Raw genomic sequence first — 23,579 nt, forward strand, 5'->3', positions numbered from 1 at the left:
AAGCTGGCGCTTCAGCTTCAGTAGGTCAGCCGCTCGGGCTTCAACTCCTGCAGGATGGTGGTGGCAATTTCCTCGATCGACTTGGTGGTCGTCGAAAGCCACCGGATGCCGGCCCGGCGCATCATGGCTTCGGCCTCGCTCACCTCGTTGCGGCAGTTCTCGAGGCTGGCGTAGCGCGAATCCGGCCGGCGTTCATTGCGGATCTGGCTCAGCCGCTCGGGCTGGATGGTCAGCCCGAAGATCTTCTTGCGATGGGGCATCAAGGCCGGCGGCAGCTGGCGGCGCTCGAAATCTTCAGGAATCAACGGGTAGTTGGCGGCCTTCAGGCCATGCTGCATGGCCAGGTAGAGCGAGGTTGGCGTCTTGCCGCTTCGGCTCACGCCCACCAGGATCACGTCCGCGCCTTCCAGGTCGCGGTTGCTCTGGCCGTCGTCGTGCGCCAGGCTGAAGTCGATGGCGGCGATGCGGGCGTCGTATTCCTTGCTCTTGCTGACGTCACTGAAGCGGCCGATGCGGTGGTTCGACTTCACGGCCAGTTCAATTTCGAGTGGCCGCACGAAGGTGCCGAACATGTCGAGCAGCATGCCCTTGCAGCCGGTCTCGATGACTTCAAGCACTTCCATGTTGGCCAGCGTGGTGAAGACGATGGGGCGCACGCCCTCGAGCTCGGCCGTGTGGTTGATCTGCCGTACCGCCTGGTGCGCCTTGTCGACCGTGTCGGTAAAAGGCAGCCGGACATGGCGCGGTTTCATCTCGAACTGCGCGAGCACGGCGTTACCGAAAGTTTCAGCGGTGATGCCGGTGCCGTCTGAAATGAAGAAAACAGTGCGTGTATGCATGGTGTAGCTCTTGCGGCCTTGTCCTGCGGCGCGTGCAATCTCGCCACGCCTACAATCCGGGCCATTATCGGGAATCCGCTTTCCCTTGACCCAATTCTTTCCATGCACGCCGCGCCAGCACCCAAAGCAACGACAACGATCGTGCCGCGCCGCCTGCATGCAGCACCGGTTTCAACTTCTGGAGCTTTCCCATGTCTGCACTTTTCGACGCGACCGCCCTGGTCGTACCGTTTGAAAACCTGAGGATGACCGACGTCGAGTCGGTCGGCGGCAAGAACGCCAGCCTCGGCGAAATGATCTCGCAGCTGCCGCAGGGTGTGCGGGTGCCCACGGGTTTTGCGACCACGGCGCACGCGTTTCGCCAGTTTCTGGCCCACGACGGGCTGGCCGACAAGATCAGCAAGCGGCTTGCAGCCCTGGACACCGAAGACGTGCGGGCGCTGGCCGCAGCCGGTGCTGAAATTCGCGCCATGGTCGAGGCCCAGCCTTTTCCGGCCGATCTGCAGAAAGCCATTACCGAAGCGTTCGCAAAGCTGAGCGCCGGCAATCCCGCCGCCTCCTTTGCCGTGCGCTCCTCGGCCACGGCCGAAGACCTGCCCGACGCTTCCTTTGCCGGCCAGCAGGAGACCTTCCTCAACGTGGTCGGCATCGAAGACGTGCTGCACAAGATGAAGGAGGTGTTTGCCTCCCTCTACAACGACCGCGCCATCAGCTACCGCGTTCACAAGGGCTTTGCGCACGACGTGGTGGCGCTCTCGGCCGGTGTGCAGCGCATGGTCCGCTCCGACCTGGGCGCGGCCGGCGTGATGTTCACCATCGACACCGAATCGGGCTTCGAAGACGTGGTGTTCATCACCTCGAGCTACGGCCTGGGCGAAACGGTGGTGCAGGGCGCCGTGAACCCCGACGAGTTCTATGTGCACAAGCCCACGCTGCGCGCCGGCAAGAAGGCCGTGATCCGCCGCAATCTCGGCTCCAAGCTGATCCAGATGGAGTTCGCGACGCCCGAAGAGAAAAAGGCCACCGGCAAGCTGGTAAAGACCACCGACGTGAAGGCCGAGCAGCGCAACCGCTATTCGCTGAGCGACGCCGACGTGGAGCAGCTCGCCAAGTACGCGCTGGTCATCGAAGAACACTACGGCCGCCCGATGGACATCGAGTGGGGCAAGGACGGCACCGACGGCCAGCTCTACATCCTTCAGGCGCGTCCTGAAACCGTGAAGAGCCAGCAGCAGGGCAAGGCCGAGCAGCGCTACAAGCTGCTGGGCAAGGGCGCAGTGCTGGCCGAAGGCCGCGCCATCGGCCAGAAGATCGGCACCGGTCCCGTGCGGCTCGTGCACAACATCAGCGAGATGGACAAGGTGCAGGCCGGCGACGTGCTCGTCACCGACATGACCGACCCGAATTGGGAACCGGTGATGAAGCGCGCTGCCGCGATCGTCACCAACCGCGGCGGGCGCACCTGCCACGCGGCCATCATTGCGCGCGAACTCGGCATTCCGGCCGTGGTGGGCTGCGGCGACGCCACCGACCTGCTGAAGGAAGGCACGCTGGTAACCGTGAGCTGCGCCGAGGGCGACACCGGCTTCATCTATGACGGCCTGCTCGAGACCGAAGTGACCGAAGTGCAGCGCGGCGTGATGCCCGAGATCGACATCAAGATCATGATGAACGTCGGCAACCCGCAGCTGGCCTTCGACTTCGCGCAGTTGCCCAACCATGGCGTGGGCCTGGCGCGGCTCGAGTTCATCATCAACAACAACATCGGCGTTCACCCGAAGGCCATCCTCGACTATCCGAACGTCGACAACGACCTGAAAAAGGCCGTCGAGTCGGTGGCGCGGGGCCACGCATCGCCGCGCGCCTTCTACGTCGACAAGGTGGCGGAAGGCATTGCGACCATTGCCGCGGCCTTCTGGCCCAAGCAGGTCATCGTGCGCCTGTCGGACTTCAAGTCGAACGAGTACCGCAAGCTGATCGGCGGCAGCCGCTACGAGCCCGAAGAAGAAAACCCGATGCTCGGCTTCCGCGGTGCCGCCCGCTACCTGAGCAAGGACTTCGGCGAAGCCTTTGCCATGGAATGCGAGGCGCTCAAGCGCGTTCGCAACGACATGGGCCTCGTCAACGTGCAGATCATGGTTCCCTTCGTGCGCACCCTGGGCCAGGCCGAGCGCGTGACCACGCTGCTTGGCGAGCACGGCCTGAAGCGCGGCGAGAACGAGCTCAAGCTGATCATGATGTGCGAGGTGCCGAGCAACGCCGTTCTGCCCGAGGAGTTTCTGAAGTTCTTCGACGGCTTCTCGATCGGCTCGAACGACCTGACCCAGCTCACGCTCGGCCTGGACCGCGATTCGGGCCTCGAACTGCTGGCCGCCGACTTCGACGAGCGCGACCTGGCCGTCAAGGCGCTGCTGAGCCGGGTCATCAAGGCCTGCAAGGCCGAAGGCAAGTACGTGGGTATCTGCGGCCAAGGCCCCAGCGACCATCCGGATTTCGCGCTTTGGCTGGCGGAAGAGGGCATCGAATCGATTTCCCTGAACCCCGACAGCGTCATCGACACCTGGCAGCAGCTCGCCAAGCGCTGACGAAAAAAGGGCGGTTGCAACCGCCCGGTAAGGCGGTCGTGGGAATCCCCATTGGGGAAATTCCCGCTTCCGCAGGGCACAAATGAATCAAAATGTGTTCTTTATGCCAGACTTGTGACGCTCACAAGGGCGGCAGTCGCTTGCGGGTTGCGCATGGCGAAATTGCCAGTCGCGCAAACCGGCGGTACATCGCGGAAGAAACATCATGATTCTTGTCAAGACAGAAGCCGGACAGCAGGTGTTCAAGGACCGTTCGGTGCCGCTTTCGCCGCGCCAGCGCACGGCGTTCATCCTGTTCGACGGCAAGCGCTCGGTCGATGAGGTGCTGGCTGCGGGAAACGGCATTGCACGCGAAGAGATCGACCAGATGGTCGACCTGGGGCTGCTCCAGCCAGCGGCGGGAAGCAAAGCGGCTGCGTCGCCCAAGGCACCCGAACCCGCCACCGCAGGCAAGACGGCGGCAACCGCCGCGCCGCAGCCTTCCGGCGGAAGCAGGCCACCCGAGTCAGCAAAGCCGAAGCCGGCCGAACCCGCGCCCGCTGCGGGCCGCAGCAGGCAGCAGCGCTACAAGGACGCCTATCCCATCGCCACCCAGCTGACCGGAGCCCTCGGGCTGATGGGCTTCCGGCTCAACCTGCAGGTCGAAGGCACCACCAGCTATGAAGACCTGGTGGCGCTGGCGCCCAAGATTCGCGCTGCGGTGGGTGCCGAGAAGGCGGCGGCCCTCGACAAGGCCTTGAACGACTGAGCGCTGGACCAACGCCGTGCCTATAGTGCTACAATAGCCGGCTTTGCCTTGCCACACTGCGCCCGACGCTGCAGGTGGCTTTTCCTCTTCCACGGAAGAATCCACAAGGAGTGCCATGCGTCACTACGAAATCATTTTGCTGATCCACCCGGATCAGAGCGAACAAGTTCCGGCCATGCTGGAGCGCTACAAGGGCCTGATCACGGCCGGCGGCGGCAAAGTCCACCGCGTTGAAGACTGGGGCCGCCGTCAGCTGGCCTACCAGATCAACAAGCTCAACAAGGCGCACTACCTGTGCGTCAACATTGAAGCCGAACAAGCCGTGATGGGCGAACTCGAACACGCGTTCAAGTTCAACGACGCCGTGCTGCGCCACCTCACCGTCCAGAAGAAGAAGGCCGAAACCGGTCCTTCGTCGATGATGAAGACGGTCGAGCGCGAAGAAGCCCGCAAGGCCCAGCAGGCCGAGTACGCCGCCAACAACAGCTGATAGCGGCGTGACCGCTGCCGCTGCTGCGGCAACCGGGGTCAATCAGCTCCTGCTGACAGCCTCCGTTGCCGAACTCGGAACCTTGCGATACACGCCCGCCGGCCTTCCCGCCATCGACCTGAAGCTCGAACATGAGTCGACGCTTCAGGAGGCAGGAAAAGCCAGGCAGGTGAAAACGGCCCTCAAGGCCGTTGCCTTCGGCGCCATCGCCGAACGGCTCGCAACGCAGTCGATGGGTAGTCTCTGGTGTTTTCAGGGATTTCTCGCGACACCGGGCAACGGCAAGCATCCGGTCCTGCACATTCAGGATTTTCAGCAAAATTAATTTTCGACAAGAGGTCCCCAAATGGCCACGTTCAAGAAATTCAACAAAGACAAGCGCCCGAAGCGCAACACCCAGTCGCTGCTGTTCAAGCGCAAGCGCTTCTGCCGCTTCACCGTCGCTGGCGTCGAGGAAATCGACTACAAGGACATCGACACGCTGCGTGACTTCATCAGCGAAAACGGCAAGATCATCCCCGCACGCCTGACCGGCACGCGCGCGATCTACCAGCGCCAGCTCAACACCGCGATCAAGCGCGCACGCTTCCTCGCGATGGTGCCGTACAGCGACCAGCACCGCGTCTAAGGAGCAAGCACCATGCAAATCATTCTTCTGGACAAGGTTGTCAACGTCGGTGGCCTGGGCGATATCGTCAAGGTCAAGGACGGCTACGCACGCAACTTCCTGATTCCGTCGGGCCGCGCCCGCCGCGCCACCGCTGCCAACAAGGCCGAATTCGAAGCCAAGCGCGCCGAACTCGAAAAGGCTGCGGCCGCCAAGCTGGCCGAATCGCAAGCTCAGGGCGAGAAGCTCGGCGGCACGACCATCAAGCTGACCCAAAAGGCTGGCGTTGACGGCCGTCTGTTCGGCTCGGTCACCAACGGCGACATCGCCGAAGAGCTCGGCAAGCAAGGCTACAAGGTTGCCAAGTCGCAAGTGCGCCTGCCCAACGGCCCGATCAAGGTCGTCGGCGACAGCACCGTGAGCGTTGCGCTGCACACCGACGTGGTGGTCGACATCACCGTGACGGTCTACGGCGAAACCGCCTGATCGTCATTGCGGCGCCTTGTGCGCTGCCGCAAAAGCCGCCTCCGGGCGGCTTTTGTTTTTGTGCCTCTGAGTTTTCCACGCCGTTGCACCGGAAGATCACCGTTTATTCACAACCTTGTCCACACGCGCAACGCCGTGCGCGGCTTAGCATGCAGGGTTGCAAGGGAAGTCCATGTCCGCCGTTTTCTCCTATGCCGACAATGACCCGTCGGCCGATCGCCAAGTTGCCAAACTCCGCATTCCGCCTCACTCGATCGAGGCCGAGTCGAGCGTGCTCGGCGGCCTGCTGCTCGACAACGGCGCATGGGACCGCATGGGCGACCTGTTGGTGGACGGCGACTTCTACCGTCACGAACACAAGCTGATCTACGCGGCCATCGGCGGGCTGATCAATGCCAGCAAGCCGGCCGACGTCATCACGGTCTACGAGCAGCTGCAGGGCCTGGGCAAGGCCGAGGAAATTGGCGGGCTGGTCTACCTGAACTCGCTCGCGCAATATGTGCCAAGCGCGAGCAACATTCGCCGCTATGCCGAGATCGTGCGCGAGCGCTCCATCCTGCGAAAACTGGTGTCCGCGAGCGACGAGATCGCGACCAACGCCTTCAACACGCAGGGCAAGTCGGTCGACAAGATCCTGGACGAGGCCGAGCAGAAGATCTTCAACATCGGCGAAGAAGGCACGCGGATGAAGCAGGGCTTCCAGAGCATGGATGCCTTGGTGGTCGAGCTGCTCGACCGCGTGACCGAAATGGCCGAGAACCCGAACGACATCACCGGCGTGCGCACGGGTTTCTACGAGTTCGACAAGATGACCTCGGGCCTGCAGCCGGGCGACATGATCGTGCTGGCTGCGCGTCCCTCCATGGGCAAGACCTCGCTGGCCATCAACATTGCCGAGCACGTGGCCCTGAACGAAGGGCTGCCGGTGGCGGTCTTCTCGATGGAAATGGGTGCCTCGCAGTTGGCGGTGCGTATCGTCGGCTCGATCGGGCGCATCGACCAGGGGCACCTGCGCACCGGCAAGCTCAGCGACGAAGAGTGGCCGCGCCTGACAGAGGCCATCGAGAAGCTGCGCAACGTGTCGCTGCACATCGACGAAACGCCGGGCCTCTCTACCAGCGAGCTGCGGGCCAATGCACGCCGGCTCGCGCGCCAGTACGGGCGCCTCGGCCTGATCGTGGTCGACTACCTGCAGCTCATGTCGACCAGCATGAGCGGCGACGAGAACCGCGCGACCGCGGTGGGCGAAATCTCCCGCGGCCTGAAGATGCTCGCCAAGGAGCTCAAGTGCCCGGTGATCGCGCTGTCGCAGTTGAGCCGCGGCGTTGAAAGCCGTACCGACAAGCGCCCCATGATGAGCGACTTGCGCGAATCCGGCGCCATCGAGCAGGACGCGGACATCATCATGTTCATCTACCGCGACGACTACTACGACAAGAACAGCAAGGAGCCGGGCGTGGCCGAGGTGATCATCAGCAAGCACCGGAACGGGCCGACGGGCACCGTGAAGCTGGCTTTCCTGAAGCCGCTCACCAAGTTCGAGAATCTGGCCAGCTACGGCAGCAGCGACGACTATTGACGCCGCGGACTTGGCGTGGCCGCTGCTGTTTCCGCAACGTTGCATTCGGCCGCAGCCCGCGCCTTCAGCTGGCGCATCATGTCGGCCAGTGTCTTGCCCGCTTCGTCGCGAAACCGCTCCGGCAGCACATCGACCGCATCCATGCGGTCGAGGCGAAAACCTCGAAAGTCGCTGCGCAGCTCGCACCAGGTCGAAAGCGTCCAGACCTTGCCCCAGTAGAAACAGCCGAGCGGACGCACAGTGCGCTCGCTGGCATCGCCCGATACATCGCGATAGCTGAGGCGCAGCTTCTGGTGCGCTTCGACGGCCTCGCGCAAGATCTGCAGCCTGGCTCGGATGGTGTCGTCCAAGCCCAGCGCGGGAGCATAGAGCGCCAGCGCCTCAGCCGATACGCGTGCCGCCGCCGGCAGCACCGAAAGAATCTTGCCCAGCCCCGTTTCGATGTTGCGCGCCAGCGCCGGATCGACCCAGCTCTGCGCGAGCCGGGCCGCGGCCACGAGCGCTGACGCCTCTTCCTGGCTGAACATCAGCGGCGGCAGCTCGAAGCCCGCACCAAGCCTGTAGCCCACGCCCGCTTCGCCTTCGATGGGCACGCCCTGGTGCTGAAGGTCGGCGACGTCGCGGTACACGGTGCGTTCCGACACTTCCAGGCGCTGCGCCAGGAAGGCGGCCGTGGTGAGCCGCCGGCCGCGGATGATCTGCACGAGCTGGAACAGGCGGTCGGCGCGGCGCATCAGAGTGTCCGGGCCAGTTTCTTCGCGAAGTCTTCGACGAAGTAGCGCTTGCCGCGCTGCACGACTGTGTGGCCTTCAGCCTCGAGCCTTGTCATTTGCGCCTCGATGCCACCCGGATATTTGGCGTTGAGCTCGCCGTCGATCTTGAGCGTGCGCCAGTAAGGCGTCGCGGCCTTCGCCTGCACGGCTTCTGTGGCCGCATGCGCGACCATGTGCGCAAAGATCGCCGTCGTCACCGTGCAGCCGATGGTGGCACGGTGACGCGCGGCAATGTTCTCTCCAATGCCAAAGACGGTGGCGAGCCGGCCTTCCGGAACTTCCCGCATCGCCTCTTCGACCTCGCGGGGTGAGGGCGTTGCAATGGTGCCCTCGCCGTGCCGCTTGCGCAGGGGTGGAGGAATCTCCTTGACGTTCGGCAGGTGAGGGTAGCCGGCGAGCCTGTCGCGCCAGCTCTTCTTGGTGCTCATGAAATTCCGATGTGGATCGCCACTTTGTCAGGCCCGTCGTACGCTTCGAAATCGCTGCGGTAGCGGCGCGTGATTGTGGGGTTTGCCTCGAAATACTGCCAGATGCGCTGCCAGGTATCGATCACCATGTGCGGCATTTCGCCCCGTCCTGAAAAGACGAGGTAGTCGCCGGCTTCGATGCCGACCGCCCCCGTTCCGTCCGAAACGGCCACACCCACAGTCACATCGAACGTGCCATGTGCGTCGGACTCATAGCCGGAGTACACGCCGAAGATACGGGCGTCCTGCGTGCGGTGGGGCGTCGAGCGGTAGGTCTCCTCGGTGAAGAAGCGGTTCCACAACGGGCCGATGCGGGCCGTGGCAGCGTCGTTCTCTTCGCTGTTCTTGGTGCGGGCCGTGAGGCCCGCGACCTGAAATTCGCCATGGTGCTGGCGGACCGGTTCCATCTGGTTCTTCTCCTGCATGAATGATGTCTTGATGTTGTTGGGGCCGTGCTGCGAAGCGCTGCGGCTCGTCGATCAGGCAAGGGCGTGGAGCCCGACTTCGTTGCCCTCGGTATCGCGCAGATGGGCAATGAAACCCATACCCTCGGGCAGCGCCGATTTGGGCGCCACGATCTGGCCGCCGGCCGCCTCGACGCGGGCAAGCACGGCATCGATGCTCGGCATGCAATCGAGGTAGATGCGGATGCCGCTGCCTCCGTGTGCGCTGGGGTTGGCACCGGCCTGCAGGGCACCGCCCGTGGCCGGATTGTCGTAGGGAAAGACGGCGAGCGTTTCACCGCCGAACTCTTGGCGGCGCAGCGTGCGGCCAAGAACGGTTTCGTAGAAGGCTTGCGCACGGTCGATGTCGGCGACCGGAATCTCGAACCAGCTGATGGCGTTTTGCATGAAGTGCTCTCTTTCGTTTGTGCGTTGAAGGAGCCTCGATGGTGCGGACAGGCTCCTGACAACGTCGTGTCAGGAGGCTGTCACGACGGAGGAAAAAAAAGCCCGCGCATGCTCCTGGGAGCATGCGCGGGCCTTGATTGCTCGGCAGTCGCGGGGAAGGCGGCCTAGAGCACGTCGCTCGCGAAGTCGGCCAGCCGCGAACGCTCGCCGCGCGCCAGCGTGATGTGCCCGCCGTGCGGCCAGCCCTTGAACTTGTCGACCGCGAAGGTCAGGCCCGAGGAGCCTTCCGTGAGGTACGGCGTGTCGATCTGCGCGAGGTTGCCCATGCAGATGATCTTGGTGCCAGGGCCAGCGCGGGTGATCAGCGTCTTCATCTGCTTGGGCGTGAGGTTCTGCGCCTCGTCGATGATCACGTACTTGTTCAGGAAGGTGCGGCCGCGCATGAAGTTCATGCTCTTGACCTTGATGCGGCTGCGGATCAGCTCGTTGGTGGCCGCGCGGCCCCATTCGCCGGCGCCGCCGCCATCGCCCTTGGCCAGGAACTCGAGGTTGTCGTCGAGCGCGCCCATCCAGGGGCCCATTTTTTCTTCCTCGGTGCCAGGCAGGAAGCCGATGTCCTCGCCCACGCTCACCGTGGCACGGGTCATGATGATCTCGGTGTAGCGGCGGTCGTCGAGCACCTGCGTCAGGCCGGACGCCAGCGCCATCAGCGTCTTGCCGGTACCTGCGGTGCCAGTGAGGGTGACGAAGTCGACCTCCGGATCCATCAGCAGGTTCATCGCGAAGTTCTGCTCGCGGTTGCGCGTGTTCACGCCCCACACCGCGTTCTTGCCCGAGCTGTAGTCCTTCAGCGTCTTGAACACCGCGGTCTTGTCGCGGATTTCGGTGACGCGCGCATACATGCTCGGCTCGCCCGGCGCCTCGAAGTACACAAACTGGTTGATGTACAGGTTGGGCACCAGCGGGCCGCTGATCCGGTAGAAGGTGCTGCTGCCGCTTTGCCAGCTCTCGACCGTCTTGCTTTGGCGCGTCCAGAAGTCGGCCGGCAGCGCGAGCGAGCCCGCGTAGAGCAGGTCGCCGTCCTCCAGCGTCTTGTCGTTCTGGTAGTCGTCGGCGGCCAGGCCGAGGGCGCGCGCCTTGACGCGCATGTTGATGTCCTTCGACACCAGCACCACCTCTTGCTTGGGACGGCCGGGCTGGTCCTTGGCGTACTGGTCGCGCAAAGCCTGGACCACGCCGAGGATCTGGTTGTCCGCCTTGCCCTGGGGCAGGCTGACCGGCAGCGAATAGTCGAGCGGCGCGGTCTGGAAGAACAGCTTGCCGCCGGCCTCGCGGTGGCCCGTGGTGTCGAGTTTCAGGCCCTTGGCAATGTCGGCGTCTTGCGCTGCCGCCAGGGCGTCGAGCGTGCGGCTGGTCTGGCGGCCGTTGCGGGCCACTTCCGTGGTGCCCTTCTTGTGGCCGTCCAGTTCCTCGAGCACGATCATCGGCAGGAAGATGTCGTGTTCCTCGAAGCGGAACAGGCACATCGGATCGTGCAGAAGCACATTCGTATCGAGCACGAACAGCTTGGCCGGTCCATTGGACTTGGCGCGCTTGGTGCGGGCCGGAGCCTGCGGCACCGCCACTTGCGCCGGCGCCGGCACATAGGCTGCCGGTGGTGCTTCAGGCTCGCCGCGGGCAGCGGGCCGGTGCTCCCGGTTTCGGTCCTCGTTGCGTTCCTGGTTCCGCTCCTGGTTGCGGGACGAGGCAGGTTTCGACCGGCCACGCGTCGCAGGGGCGGCCTCCGCGCTGCCGCCGACCGCTTCCGCGGCATTGCGGTCGAACAATTCCAGGGGCTGGGAGCCGCTCGTCGAGGCCGAGTCGGCGCGCGATTCGCCTGAGCGGCGCGATCCCTTGTGCGAGGAGCGGGCGGGTGCATCGTGCGCATCCGGCGAGAGCAATGCGGCGCGTTTCGTGGGGGCGGGAGGCAATGGCATGTGTCAGGTCGCTCGCAGGAGTTGGAAACCAGAAAACGAAAAAGCCGCCTGTAGACCAAGGCGGCTTTGTTCGGGGGATGCGGTCGTGGAGCTCAACGGCATGAGGCCATTATGCACACCGGCCGTGACGCGTCTCGTGCTCTTTGCACCGTTCGTTGGGCATTCCCCACGAAGCGAAGCAAAAGCGCACAGAAGGCGCTTCTTGTAACTGTCAGGCAGCCTTCTTGAGGGCCTTGACGGCCTTGAGCACGTCGTCGACATGGCCGGGGACCTTGAGGCCGCGCCATTCGGCCTTCAGGATGCCGTCGGCGCCGATAAGGAAGGTGCTGCGCTCGATGCCCTTGACCTTCTTGCCGTACATGATCTTGTTCTTGACCACGCCGAACATGTGGCACATTTTTTCTTCGGTGTCGGCGATGAGTTCGAACGGGAGTTCGAGCTTGGCCTTGAACTCGTCGTGCGACTTCATGTTGTCGCGGGACACGCCGAACACGGTGGCGCCGGCTTTTTCGAAGTCCTTGTAGCGGTCGCGGAACTGCATGGCTTCGGTCGTGCAACCCGGAGTGTTATCTTTCGGGTAAAAATACATGACCAGCACGTGGCCGAGATGCGAGGTATTCGAGACTTTCAAGCCGCCCGTGGCGTTGGCGTCGAATTCAGGAATGGGTTTGTTGACAACGATCGCCATGAAACTTGTTTTCTCCGTTGGTTTCCATTGAATCGAGCTCTTTCGGGCAGACTCGATGAATGGAGGATTGGTCGTTGCTAACTGAGGGCAGCTGGCCTGTTCGCAACCCGGTATTTTACCCCGAAAAGCTCCCCCTCAGCCATCCTGGGGCGGTTCGACCAGCAGGGCGGCAATCACATGGCGGCCTTCGCCGGCCAGGATGTTGTAGGTGCGGCAGGCGGCGGGCGTGTCCATGGTCTCCACGCCGGTGCGCTTGGCCATGAGCGGCTGCAGCCAGGCGGCCTGCGGAAAGCGGATGCGCGATCCGCTTCCAAAAATGATCAATTCCGCGCCAAGCGAGGCCAACTGAGCGAAATGCTCGGGCCCCAGCTGGTCGAAGCGGGTGCAATTCCATTCGAAGCGCTCGCCCCGGGAGCCGACCACCACGCTGCCCTCGACCTTCTCGTTGTTGATCGCAACCCACCCGGGGCCGTGAGCGGTAAGGGACTGGGCGTCGGATTTGTCGGGCTGGAGCTTCATCGGGGCACTGGGAACTGTGGTCAAATTATAGGTTTTCCCCAGTGACACGAGGCCTCCAAGGGCCTTTCGACATCGAGTAACCCGCGCCCGGGAGGGCCCTTTGAAGCAGTTCAAGAAATCGGCCAAGCTGGCCAATGTGCTCTACGACATCCGCGGCCCCATCATGGACGCCGCGAAGCAGATGGAGGAAGAGGGCCAGAAGATCATCAAGCTCAACATCGGCAACCTGGCCGTGTTCGGGTTCGATGCGCCCGAGGAAGTGCAGCAGGACATGATCCGCAACCTGCCGGCCTCGGCGGGCTATTCGGACAGCAAGGGCATCTTCGCGGCCCGCAAGGCCGTGATGCACGAAACGCAGAAGCAGGGCATTGCCGGCGTCACGCTCGACGACATCTACCTGGGCAACGGCGCCAGCGAACTGATCGCCATGGCCACCAACGCGCTGCTGAATGACGGCGACGAAATGCTGCTGCCGGCGCCCGACTACCCCCTGTGGACGGCCGCATCGAGCCTTTCGGGCGGCACGCCGGTGCACTACCTGTGCGACGAGGCCAACGGCTGGATGCCCGACCTGGACGACATCCGCGCCAAGATCACGCCACGCACCAAGGGCATCGTGGTCATCAACCCGAACAACCCGACCGGCGCGCTCTATTCCGACGAGCTGCTCAAGAGCATCGTGGCCATTGCGCGCGAACACGACCTGGTGATCTTCGCGGACGAGGTCTACGACAAGGTGCTGTACGACCACGTCAAGCACACCGCGATCGCCAGCCTTTCGACCGATGTGCTCACGCTCACCTTCAATTCGCTTTCCAAGAGCTACCGTTCATGCGGCTATCGCGCGGGATGGCTCGTGGTGTCGGGCGACAAGAAGCGCGCGCAGGATTACATCGAGGGCCTGAACATGCTCTCGAACATGCGCCTGTGCGCCAACGTGCCCGGCCAGTGGGCCATTCAGACTGCGCTTGGCGGCTACCAGAGCATCAACGACCTGGTGGGCGACGGCGGCCGCCTGCGGCGCCAGCGCGACCTGGCCTATGAACTGATCACGGCCATTCCGGGCGTGAGCTGCGTCAAGCCCAGCGCCGCGCTCTACATGTTTCCCAAGCTCGATCCGAAGATCTATCCCATCGAGGACGACCGGCAGTTCTTTCTCGAGCTGCTGAGAGAAACCAAGGTCATGCTGGTGCAGGGCACGGGCTTCAACTGGGCCACGCCGGACCACTTCCGCATCGTGTTCCTGCCTCACGAGGACGACCTGCGCGAAGCGATCCACCGCATTGCCAGATTCCTGGAGCTGTACCGCCTGCGCAGCAAGACCGACTGACACGAACCCTCAACGCGAATCTCCAATGAAACCCATTCAAGTAGGCCTGCTCGGTGCAGGCACGGTCGGTAGCGGCACCTTCAAGGTGCTGCTGCGCAATCAGGAAGAAATCAAGCGACGTGCGGGCCGGGGCATCGAGATCACGATGGTGGCCGACCTCGACCAGGCGCGTGCGCGCGAAGTCGCGGGCGAGGGCGTGCGTGTCGTCGCCGACGCGCGCGAGGTCATTGCCAATCCGGACATCGACATCGTCATCGAACTGATCGGCGGCTACGGCATTGCGAAGCAGCTGGTGCTCGAGGCCATTGCGGCCGGCAAGCACGTGGTCACGGCCAACAAGGCGCTGCTTGCCGTGCATGGCACCGAGATCTTCGCGGCCGCGCATGCCAAGGGCGTGATGGTGGCTTTCGAGGCCGCGGTGGCCGGCGGCATTCCGATCATCAAGGCGCTGCGCGAAGGCCTCACGGCCAACAGCATCCAGTGGCTGGCCGGCATCATCAACGGCACCACCAACTTCATCCTTTCGGAGATGCGCGACAAGGGCCTGGACTTCGCCACCGTGCTCAAGGAAGCACAGCGCCTGGGCTACGCCGAAGCCGACCCCACCTTCGACATCGAGGGTGTCGATGCCGGCCACAAGGTCACGCTGATGAGCGCCATTGCCTTCGGGATTCCGGTGCAGTTCGACAAGGCGCACATCGAAGGCATCACCAAGCTTGCCGCGCAAGACATCAAGTACGCCGAACAGCTCGGCTACCGCATCAAGCTGCTCGGCATCACCAAGCGCACGGCGCAGGGCGTCGAGCTGCGTGTGCACCCCTCGCTGGTGCCGTCGAAGCGGCTGCTTGCGAACGTGGAGGGCGCGATGAACGCCGTGGTGGTGCACGGCGACGCCGTCGGCACCACGCTGTATTACGGCAAGGGCGCGGGCAGCGAGCCGACCGCCAGCGCGGTGATCGCCGACCTGGTCGACATCACGCGCCTGCACACGGCCGACGCCGCGCACCGCGTGCCGCACCTGGCCTTCCACCCCGACGCCATGAGCGACCTGAAGGTGCTGCCGATGACCGAGGTGGTCACGAGCTACTACCTGCGCCTGCGCGTGGCCGACCAGGCCGGCGTGCTTGCCAAGGTCACGGGCCTGCTGGCCACTGCCGGCATCAGCATCGACGCGGTGCTGCAGCGCGAAGCCGACGAAGTGGGCGGCGAAGGCTCCACGCAGACCGACCTGATCATCCTCACGCACGACGCGCGCGAAGGCACCGTGAACGACGTGCTCGCCGAACTGCAGGCCCTGCCCACCGTGCTGCAGCCGATCGTGCGTATCCGCAAGGAAGAGCTGTCCTGAGGGCGGCGCAAGAGAACCATCGTGAACTACCTGAGCACCCGCGGGCACCCGGACCGCAAGCGTTTCTGCGAAATCCTGCTTGAGGGCCTAGCGCCGGACGGCGGGCTCTACCTGCCCGAGCACTATCCGCAAGTCGATACCGCCACGCTCGCGAAATGGCGCGACCTGCCGTACGCGGAGTTGGCGTTCGAGATTCTCTCGCTTTACATCGACGACATTCCGCCGGCCGACCTGAAAGCCATCTGCGCCAAGACCTACACGCACGAAGTGTTCGGCAGTGAAGAAATCGTGCCGCTGCGTGAGCTCGAAGACGGCGTGTACCTCGAAGCCCTGTCCAACGGCCCGACGCTTGCCTTCAAGGACATGGCGATGCAGCTCCTGGGCAACCTGTTCGAATACGAACTGGCCCGCCGCGGCGCCGAGCTCAACATTCTTGGCGCCACCAGCGGCGACACCGGCAGCGCCGCCGAGTACGCCATGCGCGGCAAGAAGGGCGTGCGCGTCTTCATGACCTCGCCGGACGGCCGCATGAGCCCGTTCCAGCAGGCGCAGATGTTCAGCCTGCAGGACGAGAACATCCACAACATTGCCATCACCGGCGTGTTCGACGACTGCCAGGACATCGTCAAGGCGGTGTCGAACGACCTGGGCTTCAAGCGCAAGTACCGCATCGGCACGGTCAACTCGATCAACTGGGCGCGCCTGCTCGCGCAGGTCGTCTACTACTTTGCCGGCTACTTCCAGGCCACGGCGGGCAACGACAAGCCGGTGAGCTTCACGGTGCCGTCGGGCAACTTCGGTAACGTGTGCGCGGGCCATGTGGCGCGCATGATGGGCCTGCCCATCCATACGCTGGTGGTGGCCACCAACGAGAACGACGTGCTCGACGAGTTCTTCCGCACCGGCATCTACCGCGTGCGCGCGGCGGCCGATACGCACGAAACCTCAAGCCCTTCGATGGACATCAGCAAGGCCAGCAATTTCGAGCGCTTCGTGTTCGACCTGGTGGGGCGCGATGCCGGCAAGCTGCGCTCGCTGTTCGTGGACGAACTGGGCAGCCAGGCCCGCTTCGACCTGAGCGGCGAACCTGCATTCAAGCAGGCGGCAGAACGCTTCGGCTTCAAGAGCAGCCGCAGCACGCACGCCGACCGCCTTGCGACCATTCGCGACACCGAGAAGCGTTTTGCCACGCTGGTCGATCCGCACACGGCCGATGGCCTGAAGGCTGCGCGCGAGCACCTCACGCCCGGCGTGCCGATGGTGGTGCTCGAGACCGCACTGCCGATCAAGTTTGCCGCCACCCTGGTGGAAGCGCTCGGCCATGAGCCCGCGCGGCCGGCCAGGTTCGAAGGCATCGAGGCGCTGCCCAAGCGCGTGGTCAAGCTCCCGGCCGATGTGGAGGCCGTGAAGGCCTACATCGCCCAGAACTGCGACTGATCTTCGCCACTTGCCGCAATGGCTCTCCCGCATCCGCGCATTTGCATTCGGCTGTCGACCAGCTAGCAGCCACAGGAACTCGTCATGAAGGTGATCGGCTTTTCCGGGTACTCGGGTTCGGGCAAGACCACGCTGGTCGAGCGACTGATTCCGGTGCTCAGGCTCCATGGGCAACGCGTGTCGGTGGTCAAGCATGCGCACCACAAGTTCGACATCGACCATCCCGGCAAGGACACCTACCGCCATCGCGAGGCGGGGGCGTTCGAGGTGGTGGTTGCATCGGACAAGCGGCTGGCGCTGATCCGCGAATTCGAGCAGCCCGCGCAGCTCACGGTGCACGACCTCATTGCGGAGCTTCACGACGGCGTCGACTGGGTGCTGGTCGAGGGCTTCAAGCACAGCGACCTGCTGAAGATCGAAGTGTGGCGCGCGCCCGAAGCAGGCCAGGCGCCTCGGCCTTCGAAGTACATCGACGATGCCTTCGTGACGGCCATTGCCACCAACGCGCCCGAAGGGCTGCCGGCGCCTACCAACCTGCCCATGTTCGACCTCGACGACATCGAGGGCATCGCGCAGTGGCTGATCGACAGCGGAACCCGCTTCGAATACAACCCCGAACATCATGGCTGACACCGCTCCTTATTCGCGCCCGCCGCTGATGGCGCTCGACGAAGCGCTGGCAACCCTGCTCGGCAAGGCGCAGCCGGTGCTGCCCGCCGAAAGCGTTGCCACCTTCGACGCGGACGGTCGGGTGCTCGCACAAGACCTGGTCTCCGCGCTCACTGTGCCGCCGCGGGACAACAGTTCGATGGACGGCTATGCCGTGCGCACGGCCGACTGCGCCGCGCCTGGCGCCTTGCTCCAGGTCGCGCAGCGCATTCCCGCCGGAACCGTGGGCACGCCGTTGGCGGCCGGCACGGCGGCGCGCATCTTCACCGGCGCGCAGATTCCCGAAGGCGCGGATGCGGTCGTCATGCAGGAAGACACGCAGGCCGTGCCGCAGGAAGGCGGCCTTGGCGCGGTGCGCATCCAGGTGGCTCCCACCGCCGGCCAATGGATTCGCCGCGCTGGGGAAGACGTGGCCTCCGGCGACGTCGTGCTGCGCAAGGGCGAGCGCCTGACGCCCGCCGCGCTGGGGCTCGCCGCGAGCATCGGCTTCGACCGGCTCCAGGTGGCGCGGCGCCCGCGCGTGGCGCTGCTGTCCACCGGCGACGAACTGGTGATGCCCGGCGAAGTCGCACCCGAGGCCATGAAGCCGGGCGCGATCTACAACTCCAACCGCTTTTTCATGCGCGCCCTGCTGCATCGGCTGGGCTGCGAGGTGAACGACTTGGGCATCGTGCCCGACAAGCGCGAAGCCACCATCGAGGCGCTGCGCGGTGCCGCCGAGGGCAGCGACCTGATCATCACCACCGGCGGCGTGTCCGTGGGAGAAGAAGACCACATCAAGGCCGCAGTGCAGGCGCTTGGCGAATTGCAGCTGTGGTCGCTCTCGATGAAGCCTGGCAAGCCTTTCGCCTACGGATCGATCCCCAGGGCGGGAGGCGACGCGAAGGGCCGCTGCCACGTGACCGGACTGCCCGGCAATCCCGTCTCCAGCTTCCTGACTTTTCTGCTGCTCGTGCGCCCCTTTCTGCTGACGCTCCAAGGCGCCACGCGCGTGGCGCCCGAGCCCGTGCCGATGCGCGCCGACTTCGACTGGCCGCGCGCCGACAAGCGCCGCGAGTTCCTGCGCGCGCGGCGCAACGCAGCCGGCGGACTCGATCTGTTCGCCAACCAGAGCTCGGGCGTGCTGACGTCGATGGTGTGGGGCGACGGCGTCATCGACAACCCGCCCAGCCAGTCCTTCAAGGCCGGCGACACGGTGAAGTTCATTCCCTTGGCCTCGCTGCTGGCCTGAAACGCATTTCCGACATGAAGGTCCAAATCCGTTATTTCGCCTCCGTGCGCGAGGCGCTTGCCACCAGCGGCGAAACCGTCGAAACCGGCGCCGGCACGCTGGCCGCCTTGCGCGATGAACTCATTGCCCGCGGCGGGGCATACGCCACGGCCCTTGCACGCGGCAAGGCCGTTCGCATGGCGCTCGATCAGGTCATGAGCGACGAGGCGGCCGCGCTGCGCGAGGGCGCCGAGGTCGCCTTCTTCCCGCCCGTTACGGGCGGCTGAGCCGGGCGTCGAGTTCTACCAACCGGTCGCGCAACGCATCGGATGCGCGAGTCATCGGCGAGCGCAATTCATCGCTCACCGATCCGTCATGCGCCAGCAGCGCCTTGAGCGGCGCCGGGTTCGGTTCGGCAAACAGCATCTCTATCAACGGCTGCAGCAGCTGCCACTCGGCGCGCGCTTCCGCAAGCCGGTTGTCGGCCAAGAGGCGCAGCAGTTGCACAAAGCGCCGCGTCTGCACATGCCCGCTCGCCGCGATGGCGCCCACGCCGCCTTCGGCCACCGTACTGAAGATCTGGTGGTCTTCGCCGGACAGCACCTGGAGCCTGCCGTCCGCAATCACGGCCCGAGTCTTGGCCATGTCGCCGCCGCAGTCCTTGATGCCGCGGATGCGCGGGTGCTCCGCCAGCGCCAGCAGCGTTTCGCGCGCAATGGTCGCGCCGGTGCGGTAGGGAATGTCGTAGACCAGCACCGGCGCGGCACTGGCGTCGGCAATGGCGCGGAACCATTCGAGCAGGCCTGCCTGCGATGGCCGGATGTAGTGCGGCGCGGACACCTGCAGCCCCGCCAGGGGGCGTTCGGCGAGCCGCCGTACCCAGGCCGTCGTCTTGCCCAGGTGGTATCCCGAGAGGCCCATGATGATCGGCAGCCCGCCGGCGGCGGCTTGCACCGTGTCGAGCGCGGCCAGCTGTTCCGCTTCATCGAGCGCGGCGGCTTCGCCCGTCGAGGCGCAGACCACGAAGCCCGCCACGCCGTCATCGGCGAGCCGGCGTGTCAGGGCCGAGAGCGCAGCGTGGTCGACGGCGCCGCCGCGAAACGGCGTGACAAGAGGAATCCAGAGGCCCGAGAAATCAGGATTGGCGGAGGGGTTTGATGATTGCGACACGCGAGCTTCCTTTGAGGAATCGACCGATGGAAAAGAACCGTCGTTCGATGCGCGCGCAACCCAAATCGGGGCCAAGGCCTTTGCAGGTTCCGTCGCTCATCCGACGACGGAACCGCGGCTCCGGTCAGACGAGCTTTGGTTTTTTGGCTTTGCTGCTTTGGCGCGCGCGGCTGCTTCCCAAGTGCGAAAGCACTGTGAAGAGCGTGGCGTGGCAAGGCATTGCCGAAGTCTAGCGCGGTGCCACAATCCCCGCATGAGCGATGCACGCGTTTCGATCCAGACAGCTGATTTCGACTTGGGCCAGGAGGTCGCCGCGTTGCGTGCCGGCGACAAACGTGTGGGCGCGGTGTGCAGTTTTGTCGGCACGGTCAGGGATCGCAACGACGGCAGCGCCATCGCCTCGATGGAGCTGGAGCACTACCCCGGCATGACCGAGAAGGCCATCGAAGCCATGATCGACGAGGCGCACAAGCGCTTCGATATTTTGGGCGCACGCGTGATCCATCGCGTAGGCCTGTTGCAGCCACTCGACCAGATCATGATGGTGGCGGTGGTCTCTGCGCACCGCGGCCAGAGCTTCGAGGCTTGCGAGTTTCTGATGGATTATCTGAAGACGCAGGCGCCGTTCTGGAAGAAGGAACAGACGCCTGAGGGTGCACGATGGGTGGATGCGCGTGTCAGCGACGATGCGGCGCTCGCGCGGTGGGGCATTGATGCCGGCAATGCGTGAATCGCGGCGGGTCTCACCGGGGCTCGACTAGAACATAGTCGCCAAAGCGCTGCCGGTCCTTCTTGCCCACTTTTGCACACAGGCGGCCATCGCACAGTGTGACATCTGCCTGGTTGTAAGCCCTGAGCAGGTCGGCGGACACTTGATTGGTACGAATCTCCTCGTAGTAGTGCCAGGACAGCCAGCCTCCGCCAGCCAGAAGAAGCGCGAGACTGCCCAGTGTGATGTCGGCAACTTTCCAGATCAAATGCTTGTGCAGCGTTTCAGCGCGCAGCAGTTGCGAGTTGAGTGCGTTCGACGCTTGCTGCAACCGCTCGCCCGCCTCGCGCAAGCGCTGTTCATAGGCGGCTACTGGCCGCTCGATTCCTGATCGGACGCCGCCCATCACCTCGTCGGGAATGCGGCGAAAGTGCTCGTCGGCCGACTGCCGCACCACACCCGGCATCTGTTGCGCGAGGTGGCGCAACTGTCCGCTGGCGTGCTCGCAGCGACGGTCGAATTGCTCGACAAGTGCCGCAATCTTGCTGATCAAAACCATGCTTTTTTCTTCGTTCATTTCTTCCCTTTTTTCGCTCCCGTTTCCGATCCGTTCAAGGGCGATCTACTGGGCGTTACATGCGCATGACCGGGCCACTGACCTGCGCGGCCTGCTGCAATTGGATTTGATGCTGTGCGGCCAATTGCTCTTGTTGGTCTACGGCGGCAACGGCTTCGGCGCGCAGCTCGCGTCCGGGTGGCAGGTCGGCCAAGGTCTGAGTCATCTTGCGGAAGGAAGCGTCGTCGCCCGACTGCGCGGCCGCGAGCATGCGGTCCAGATAGGCGGAGAAATCGGCTGTGGGCGAGAGTTCCTGCTGCGCCTGGGGTGTGCCGGACGGCTGAACAGACTCCGGATCGCGCGGATCGCCAGCGTTTGCGCCAAGCGATCCCGTCGCGCCGGGAACCACCGGCACATGCTGATGGCTGTTGGGAACGCCGGCCGGCGTGTTGGTGTGATCGAAATGACGCGGTGCCGGCGGCAACTGGCTGGTGTCGTTATAGGGCTGCGGCGTTCCGGGATTTTTTCCGATGGTGATGCCGTTCCGCTCCATCAAGTCTTCGCGCAGCCCCAGGCGAGACATGTCGAATTGCATATTCGGCGCTAGGCCGTTGACGGGCTGGGCGTAGGAGCGCTCCATATCGATGGCGCGCCCCACCGCATGGGCGCCGTAGTAGTTGCGGTAGTCGGAGTCGCCGTGAAAGCCGATACCGGTGGTTTGATTCTCCGGTACGCCGGGCGTCCCTTTGGGCGGCTTGTCGAAGTAATACTGCCCCGCCGCGACTATGTTGGCGGGGGTCTGCGACAGGGTGGTGTCGGGGTTGAAGGCCAGCCCGGGGCGGGGTTGAGCGGAGTTGGAATTTCTGTCGAGCTCGACGAAATCTCTTACTCTGAAATTTCGGGTTCCCAGCATGTTATCGAGCCCTGCGTGTGGCGTGATCTGCTGCTGCCTGCTCAACAACGCATTCCACCCCGCAATTTGCGCACTAGCCTCATCTTCACGCGAAGCCTGGGTCAGCCTGCCGATGGCTCCGGTGTAGTCATGCGCAAGGCTGTTGCTCTGGGCGATCTGCCAAGTCTCGGTGTTGAAGGACTGACTGGCCGCAGTCATGGCGGCATGGTTGAAGGCATGTTGGACTTCATGGCCCAGCACAAAGGTCATGTCCACCGAATTGAATGGGGTCGAAAGACTTGTGGGCGGCAGGCTCATGGTTTTTGTGGTCCCGTCGTAGGTGCCGCCGGCCACCGTCCCGCTGAGGGGCACAAAGTGCTGTAAGGGCGCCTTCTGCCCAGGCCCAGGTGGCGTAACCGCCTTCTTGATCTCCTGCGCCAGTGCTGGTGAGCCATTGATGGTCGATTGCAGGTTGTTCACCATCTCCTGCGTGATCGGACGGCAGAGCTTATTGACAGGGTCGTCGTAGTCGCTGTGCGCAAAACGCAAGGACATGTCCTGCAAACGCAGCGTTGCGATCAAGTCTGCACTGGCAACTGCGCCGGTAGGAGCAAAACTGCTGGCCGGCAGGGTGACCACCCCCGAAACCATCTCATAGGTACCCGCCAGATTCGGTTGGGTGCCGACCTGCGGCAGGGCAAATCCTTTGAGATGGCCTTCGGCGGCGTTCTGATTCAGACTTTCCAGCAGCCGGGCATCGCTGGCGACAGCAGCACGCAGTTGAGCTTCCTGCGCGGGAGTGACACCGGGTTGGGCTGCGAATTGGGAGAGGGCTGTATCCAGTTGAGGATCGAGGATGGGCATGGCTTACCTCTTTCCGAAGCGCATGGCGGTGATGGACTCCACGCACGCGTGACGCAGCTTTTCGTCAGGAACATCTGCTTCGCGTCGGGGGGTGATCTGCACCACAACGTTGTTGCGCGTAAAAAAATAGACGGGCAAGCGCCGGAATTGAGGGGGAGAGGGCTCCAATTGCCCTGTTTGCTCGTTGCGGCGCGGATAGGGGTGTAAGGCGTCGTATCGCGCCAAGTCCTCCCGTTCCCGGAAGCCCATGCTCTTTAGTGCCGTCACATAGGCGCCGTAGTCAATGGCGCAGACTGGGCCCATGTCGGCAGTTTCGCTTTTGCCGAGGAACTCATAAGTAATGTTCTTCGACTCTGACAACTGAGGATGGTCATAGTAGGAGAAGACGTAGTACCAATCCGACGCTGGCAAATGCATTCCGAAAGCGTGCGATGTCCGTGATGGCATCTCGTACAGAGGCAACCGCATCACCTCCCGCACCCGCTCCAACGACAACTCGTCGAAGGATGTGAGGCTGTCGATCAGCTTGAGCATTCGCCGGCCCATTTCTTTCGGCGTGAGGTCGGGGTGCTCGTCCAGTGTGTGGGGACGGTAGGCTTTCGCAGATGCATTCATCGGCATGGTCTTTTTGGAGTCAGGCGCGGGGTCATGAGCACAGGCGCTCAGGGCCAGTGTGGCAATCACTGGCAATATGAGTTCGCGCGCAATCATCGGGACGCGCCTTGGTTCGGCTGGACCAGCAAGTGAGCGTTGCTGGAGACGTCAGCGCGCAGTTGCGCCTTTTGC

The 23,579-nt window shown here is 64.0% G+C and carries 27 protein-coding genes; 15 read left to right on the forward strand and 12 right to left on the reverse strand.

What is annotated here, in order from left to right; translation table 11 throughout:
* Nucleotides 1-17: 17 nt before the first annotated feature.
* The gene (gene ppsR / locus V9K97_RS21130) at nucleotides 18-839 is read right to left on the reverse strand and encodes a posphoenolpyruvate synthetase regulatory kinase/phosphorylase PpsR (protein ID WP_021006527.1); all 822 of its coding nucleotides are present in this window, start codon (nucleotides 837-839) and stop codon (nucleotides 18-20) included.
* Between the two features lie 191 nt (nucleotides 840-1,030).
* Here ppsR and ppsA point away from each other — a divergent pair, with 191 nt between their 5' ends.
* The 7 genes from ppsA (at nucleotide 1,031) to dnaB (ending at nucleotide 7,334) form a co-directional block, all read left to right on the forward strand.
* Nucleotides 1,031-3,424: a phosphoenolpyruvate synthase gene (ppsA, locus tag V9K97_RS21135; protein ID WP_258505300.1), complete on the forward strand. Its 2,394-nt coding sequence runs from the start codon at nucleotides 1,031-1,033 to the stop codon at nucleotides 3,422-3,424.
* A 205-nt stretch (nucleotides 3,425-3,629) separates the two neighbouring features.
* Entirely contained in the window at nucleotides 3,630-4,172 is a 543-nt protein-coding gene (locus V9K97_RS21140; protein ID WP_337320435.1) for a hypothetical protein, read from the forward strand.
* Nucleotides 4,173-4,287: 115 nt separating this feature from the next.
* On the forward strand, nucleotides 4,288-4,662 hold the full coding sequence (gene rpsF, locus V9K97_RS21145) for a 30S ribosomal protein S6 (RefSeq protein ID WP_126748861.1): 375 nt from the start codon (nucleotides 4,288-4,290) through the stop codon (nucleotides 4,660-4,662).
* A 7-nt stretch (nucleotides 4,663-4,669) separates the two neighbouring features.
* Nucleotides 4,670-4,987, forward strand: coding sequence for a primosomal replication protein N (priB, locus tag V9K97_RS21150; RefSeq protein WP_242631045.1), 318 nt, complete (start codon nucleotides 4,670-4,672; stop codon nucleotides 4,985-4,987).
* Nucleotides 4,988-5,008: 21 nt separating this feature from the next.
* Complete coding sequence (gene rpsR / locus V9K97_RS21155) at nucleotides 5,009-5,290, forward strand: 30S ribosomal protein S18 (RefSeq protein WP_007830781.1); 282 nt, start codon at nucleotides 5,009-5,011, stop codon at nucleotides 5,288-5,290.
* A gap of 12 nt (nucleotides 5,291-5,302) precedes the next feature.
* Nucleotides 5,303-5,755, forward strand: a complete 453-nt coding sequence (rplI, locus tag V9K97_RS21160; protein WP_126748862.1) for a 50S ribosomal protein L9 — start codon at nucleotides 5,303-5,305, stop codon at nucleotides 5,753-5,755.
* A gap of 172 nt (nucleotides 5,756-5,927) precedes the next feature.
* Complete coding sequence (gene dnaB / locus V9K97_RS21165; protein WP_157613155.1) at nucleotides 5,928-7,334, forward strand: replicative DNA helicase; 1,407 nt, start codon at nucleotides 5,928-5,930, stop codon at nucleotides 7,332-7,334.
* On the opposite strand, the gene V9K97_RS21170 is transcribed toward dnaB, so the two are convergent.
* The 7 genes from V9K97_RS21170 to V9K97_RS21200 all read right to left on the reverse strand — a co-directional run bounded on the left by V9K97_RS21170 (nucleotide 7,328) and on the right by V9K97_RS21200 (nucleotide 12,608).
* The gene (locus tag V9K97_RS21170) at nucleotides 7,328-8,068 is read right to left on the reverse strand and encodes a helix-turn-helix transcriptional regulator (RefSeq protein ID WP_337320437.1); all 741 of its coding nucleotides are present in this window, start codon (nucleotides 8,066-8,068) and stop codon (nucleotides 7,328-7,330) included. The genes dnaB and V9K97_RS21170 overlap by 7 nt on opposite strands.
* On the reverse strand, nucleotides 8,068-8,535 hold the full coding sequence (locus tag V9K97_RS21175; protein WP_337320439.1) for a 6-O-methylguanine DNA methyltransferase: 468 nt from the start codon (nucleotides 8,533-8,535) through the stop codon (nucleotides 8,068-8,070). The genes V9K97_RS21170 and V9K97_RS21175 overlap by 1 nt, the downstream gene beginning before the upstream one ends.
* A complete protein-coding gene (locus V9K97_RS21180; protein ID WP_337320441.1) occupies nucleotides 8,532-8,999 on the reverse strand; it encodes a GyrI-like domain-containing protein in 468 nt (155 codons plus the stop codon). The genes V9K97_RS21175 and V9K97_RS21180 overlap by 4 nt, the downstream gene beginning before the upstream one ends.
* Before the next feature lie 54 nt (nucleotides 9,000-9,053).
* Nucleotides 9,054-9,425 (reverse strand): VOC family protein, encoded by a 372-nt coding sequence (locus V9K97_RS21185; protein WP_337320442.1) that lies wholly within the window; start codon nucleotides 9,423-9,425, stop codon nucleotides 9,054-9,056.
* Between the two features lie 164 nt (nucleotides 9,426-9,589).
* On the reverse strand, nucleotides 9,590-11,401 hold the full coding sequence (locus V9K97_RS21190) for a PhoH family protein (RefSeq protein ID WP_258505308.1): 1,812 nt from the start codon (nucleotides 11,399-11,401) through the stop codon (nucleotides 9,590-9,592).
* Between the two features lie 211 nt (nucleotides 11,402-11,612).
* Nucleotides 11,613-12,089 carry a peroxiredoxin gene (locus V9K97_RS21195; protein ID WP_007830801.1) on the reverse strand — a complete coding sequence of 159 codons (477 nt, stop codon included), beginning with the start codon at nucleotides 12,087-12,089 and terminating at the stop codon, nucleotides 11,613-11,615.
* Nucleotides 12,090-12,224: 135 nt separating this feature from the next.
* Entirely contained in the window at nucleotides 12,225-12,608 is a 384-nt protein-coding gene (locus V9K97_RS21200; protein WP_126748869.1) for an Mth938-like domain-containing protein, read from the reverse strand.
* 100 nt (nucleotides 12,609-12,708) lie between these two features.
* Here V9K97_RS21200 and V9K97_RS21205 point away from each other — a divergent pair, with 100 nt between their 5' ends.
* The 6 genes from V9K97_RS21205 to V9K97_RS21230 all read left to right on the forward strand — a co-directional run bounded on the left by V9K97_RS21205 (nucleotide 12,709) and on the right by V9K97_RS21230 (nucleotide 18,889).
* A complete protein-coding gene (locus V9K97_RS21205; protein WP_337320443.1) occupies nucleotides 12,709-13,938 on the forward strand; it encodes a pyridoxal phosphate-dependent aminotransferase in 1,230 nt (409 codons plus the stop codon).
* A gap of 25 nt (nucleotides 13,939-13,963) precedes the next feature.
* Nucleotides 13,964-15,286, forward strand: coding sequence for a homoserine dehydrogenase (locus V9K97_RS21210; protein WP_337320444.1), 1,323 nt, complete (start codon nucleotides 13,964-13,966; stop codon nucleotides 15,284-15,286).
* A 21-nt stretch (nucleotides 15,287-15,307) separates the two neighbouring features.
* Nucleotides 15,308-16,723 (forward strand): threonine synthase, encoded by a 1,416-nt coding sequence (thrC, locus tag V9K97_RS21215; RefSeq protein ID WP_337320445.1) that lies wholly within the window; start codon nucleotides 15,308-15,310, stop codon nucleotides 16,721-16,723.
* An 84-nt stretch (nucleotides 16,724-16,807) separates the two neighbouring features.
* A complete protein-coding gene (gene mobB, locus V9K97_RS21220) occupies nucleotides 16,808-17,353 on the forward strand; it encodes a molybdopterin-guanine dinucleotide biosynthesis protein B (protein WP_337295219.1) in 546 nt (181 codons plus the stop codon).
* Complete coding sequence (locus tag V9K97_RS21225) at nucleotides 17,346-18,623, forward strand: molybdopterin molybdotransferase MoeA (RefSeq protein WP_337320446.1); 1,278 nt, start codon at nucleotides 17,346-17,348, stop codon at nucleotides 18,621-18,623. Before mobB ends, V9K97_RS21225 begins: the two co-directional genes overlap by 8 nt.
* Nucleotides 18,624-18,637: 14 nt before the next feature.
* Nucleotides 18,638-18,889, forward strand: a complete 252-nt coding sequence (locus V9K97_RS21230; RefSeq protein WP_258505314.1) for a MoaD/ThiS family protein — start codon at nucleotides 18,638-18,640, stop codon at nucleotides 18,887-18,889.
* On the opposite strand, the gene V9K97_RS21235 is transcribed toward V9K97_RS21230, so the two are convergent.
* Nucleotides 18,876-19,772, reverse strand: a complete 897-nt coding sequence (locus V9K97_RS21235) for a 4-hydroxy-tetrahydrodipicolinate synthase family protein (RefSeq protein ID WP_337320447.1) — start codon at nucleotides 19,770-19,772, stop codon at nucleotides 18,876-18,878. The genes V9K97_RS21230 and V9K97_RS21235 overlap by 14 nt on opposite strands.
* 26 nt (nucleotides 19,773-19,798) lie before the next feature.
* On the opposite strand from V9K97_RS21235, the gene V9K97_RS21240 reads away from it, so the two are divergent.
* Together V9K97_RS21240 and V9K97_RS21245 are read left to right on the forward strand one after the other, a co-directional pair.
* Nucleotides 19,799-20,005: a hypothetical protein gene (locus tag V9K97_RS21240; protein ID WP_337320448.1), complete on the forward strand. Its 207-nt coding sequence runs from the start codon at nucleotides 19,799-19,801 to the stop codon at nucleotides 20,003-20,005.
* Nucleotides 20,006-20,025: 20 nt separating this feature from the next.
* Nucleotides 20,026-20,502 carry a molybdenum cofactor biosynthesis protein MoaE gene (locus V9K97_RS21245; protein ID WP_337320450.1) on the forward strand — a complete coding sequence of 159 codons (477 nt, stop codon included), beginning with the start codon at nucleotides 20,026-20,028 and terminating at the stop codon, nucleotides 20,500-20,502.
* Between the two features lie 13 nt (nucleotides 20,503-20,515).
* On the opposite strand, the gene V9K97_RS21250 is transcribed toward V9K97_RS21245, so the two are convergent.
* Genes V9K97_RS21250 through V9K97_RS21260 form a run of 3 tightly spaced genes read right to left on the reverse strand, consistent with a single transcriptional unit; the run spans nucleotide 20,516 to nucleotide 23,504 of the window.
* Entirely contained in the window at nucleotides 20,516-21,058 is a 543-nt protein-coding gene (locus tag V9K97_RS21250; RefSeq protein WP_337320453.1) for a hypothetical protein, read from the reverse strand.
* Between the two features lie 55 nt (nucleotides 21,059-21,113).
* On the reverse strand, nucleotides 21,114-22,793 hold the full coding sequence (locus V9K97_RS21255) for a hypothetical protein (protein ID WP_337320455.1): 1,680 nt from the start codon (nucleotides 22,791-22,793) through the stop codon (nucleotides 21,114-21,116).
* Nucleotides 22,794-22,796: 3 nt separating this feature from the next.
* Entirely contained in the window at nucleotides 22,797-23,504 is a 708-nt protein-coding gene (locus tag V9K97_RS21260) for a hypothetical protein (protein WP_337295213.1), read from the reverse strand.
* Nucleotides 23,505-23,579 lie beyond the last annotated feature (75 nt).

Source organism: Variovorax sp. CCNWLW186 (assembly GCF_037203865.1).
GTDB lineage: Bacteria > Pseudomonadota > Gammaproteobacteria > Burkholderiales > Burkholderiaceae_C > Variovorax.

Excerpts from the sequence above, each read along its gene's own strand:
- ppsR (WP_021006527.1), bottom strand. The coding sequence starts at position 839 with ATGCATACACGCACTGTTTTCTTCATTTCAGACGGCACCGGCATCACC.
- ppsA (WP_258505300.1), top strand. The coding sequence starts at position 1,031 with ATGTCTGCACTTTTCGACGCGACCGCCCTGGTCGTACCGTTTGAAAAC.
- V9K97_RS21140 (WP_337320435.1), top strand. The coding sequence starts at position 3,630 with ATGATTCTTGTCAAGACAGAAGCCGGACAGCAGGTGTTCAAGGACCGT.
- rpsF (WP_126748861.1), top strand. The coding sequence starts at position 4,288 with ATGCGTCACTACGAAATCATTTTGCTGATCCACCCGGATCAGAGCGAA.
- rpsR (WP_007830781.1), top strand. The coding sequence starts at position 5,009 with ATGGCCACGTTCAAGAAATTCAACAAAGACAAGCGCCCGAAGCGCAAC.
- rplI (WP_126748862.1), top strand. The coding sequence starts at position 5,303 with ATGCAAATCATTCTTCTGGACAAGGTTGTCAACGTCGGTGGCCTGGGC.
- dnaB (WP_157613155.1), top strand. The coding sequence starts at position 5,928 with ATGTCCGCCGTTTTCTCCTATGCCGACAATGACCCGTCGGCCGATCGC.
- V9K97_RS21170 (WP_337320437.1), bottom strand. The coding sequence starts at position 8,068 with ATGCGCCGCGCCGACCGCCTGTTCCAGCTCGTGCAGATCATCCGCGGC.
- V9K97_RS21175 (WP_337320439.1), bottom strand. The coding sequence starts at position 8,535 with ATGAGCACCAAGAAGAGCTGGCGCGACAGGCTCGCCGGCTACCCTCAC.
- V9K97_RS21180 (WP_337320441.1), bottom strand. The coding sequence starts at position 8,999 with ATGCAGGAGAAGAACCAGATGGAACCGGTCCGCCAGCACCATGGCGAA.
- V9K97_RS21185 (WP_337320442.1), bottom strand. The coding sequence starts at position 9,425 with ATGCAAAACGCCATCAGCTGGTTCGAGATTCCGGTCGCCGACATCGAC.
- V9K97_RS21190 (WP_258505308.1), bottom strand. The coding sequence starts at position 11,401 with ATGCCATTGCCTCCCGCCCCCACGAAACGCGCCGCATTGCTCTCGCCG.
- V9K97_RS21195 (WP_007830801.1), bottom strand. The coding sequence starts at position 12,089 with ATGGCGATCGTTGTCAACAAACCCATTCCTGAATTCGACGCCAACGCC.
- V9K97_RS21200 (WP_126748869.1), bottom strand. The coding sequence starts at position 12,608 with ATGAAGCTCCAGCCCGACAAATCCGACGCCCAGTCCCTTACCGCTCAC.
- V9K97_RS21210 (WP_337320444.1), top strand. The coding sequence starts at position 13,964 with ATGAAACCCATTCAAGTAGGCCTGCTCGGTGCAGGCACGGTCGGTAGC.
- mobB (WP_337295219.1), top strand. The coding sequence starts at position 16,808 with ATGAAGGTGATCGGCTTTTCCGGGTACTCGGGTTCGGGCAAGACCACG.
- V9K97_RS21225 (WP_337320446.1), top strand. The coding sequence starts at position 17,346 with ATGGCTGACACCGCTCCTTATTCGCGCCCGCCGCTGATGGCGCTCGAC.
- V9K97_RS21230 (WP_258505314.1), top strand. The coding sequence starts at position 18,638 with ATGAAGGTCCAAATCCGTTATTTCGCCTCCGTGCGCGAGGCGCTTGCC.
- V9K97_RS21240 (WP_337320448.1), top strand. The coding sequence starts at position 19,799 with ATGGAAAAGAACCGTCGTTCGATGCGCGCGCAACCCAAATCGGGGCCA.
- V9K97_RS21245 (WP_337320450.1), top strand. The coding sequence starts at position 20,026 with ATGAGCGATGCACGCGTTTCGATCCAGACAGCTGATTTCGACTTGGGC.
- V9K97_RS21250 (WP_337320453.1), bottom strand. The coding sequence starts at position 21,058 with ATGAACGAAGAAAAAAGCATGGTTTTGATCAGCAAGATTGCGGCACTT.
- V9K97_RS21255 (WP_337320455.1), bottom strand. The coding sequence starts at position 22,793 with ATGCCCATCCTCGATCCTCAACTGGATACAGCCCTCTCCCAATTCGCA.
- V9K97_RS21260 (WP_337295213.1), bottom strand. The coding sequence starts at position 23,504 with ATGATTGCGCGCGAACTCATATTGCCAGTGATTGCCACACTGGCCCTG.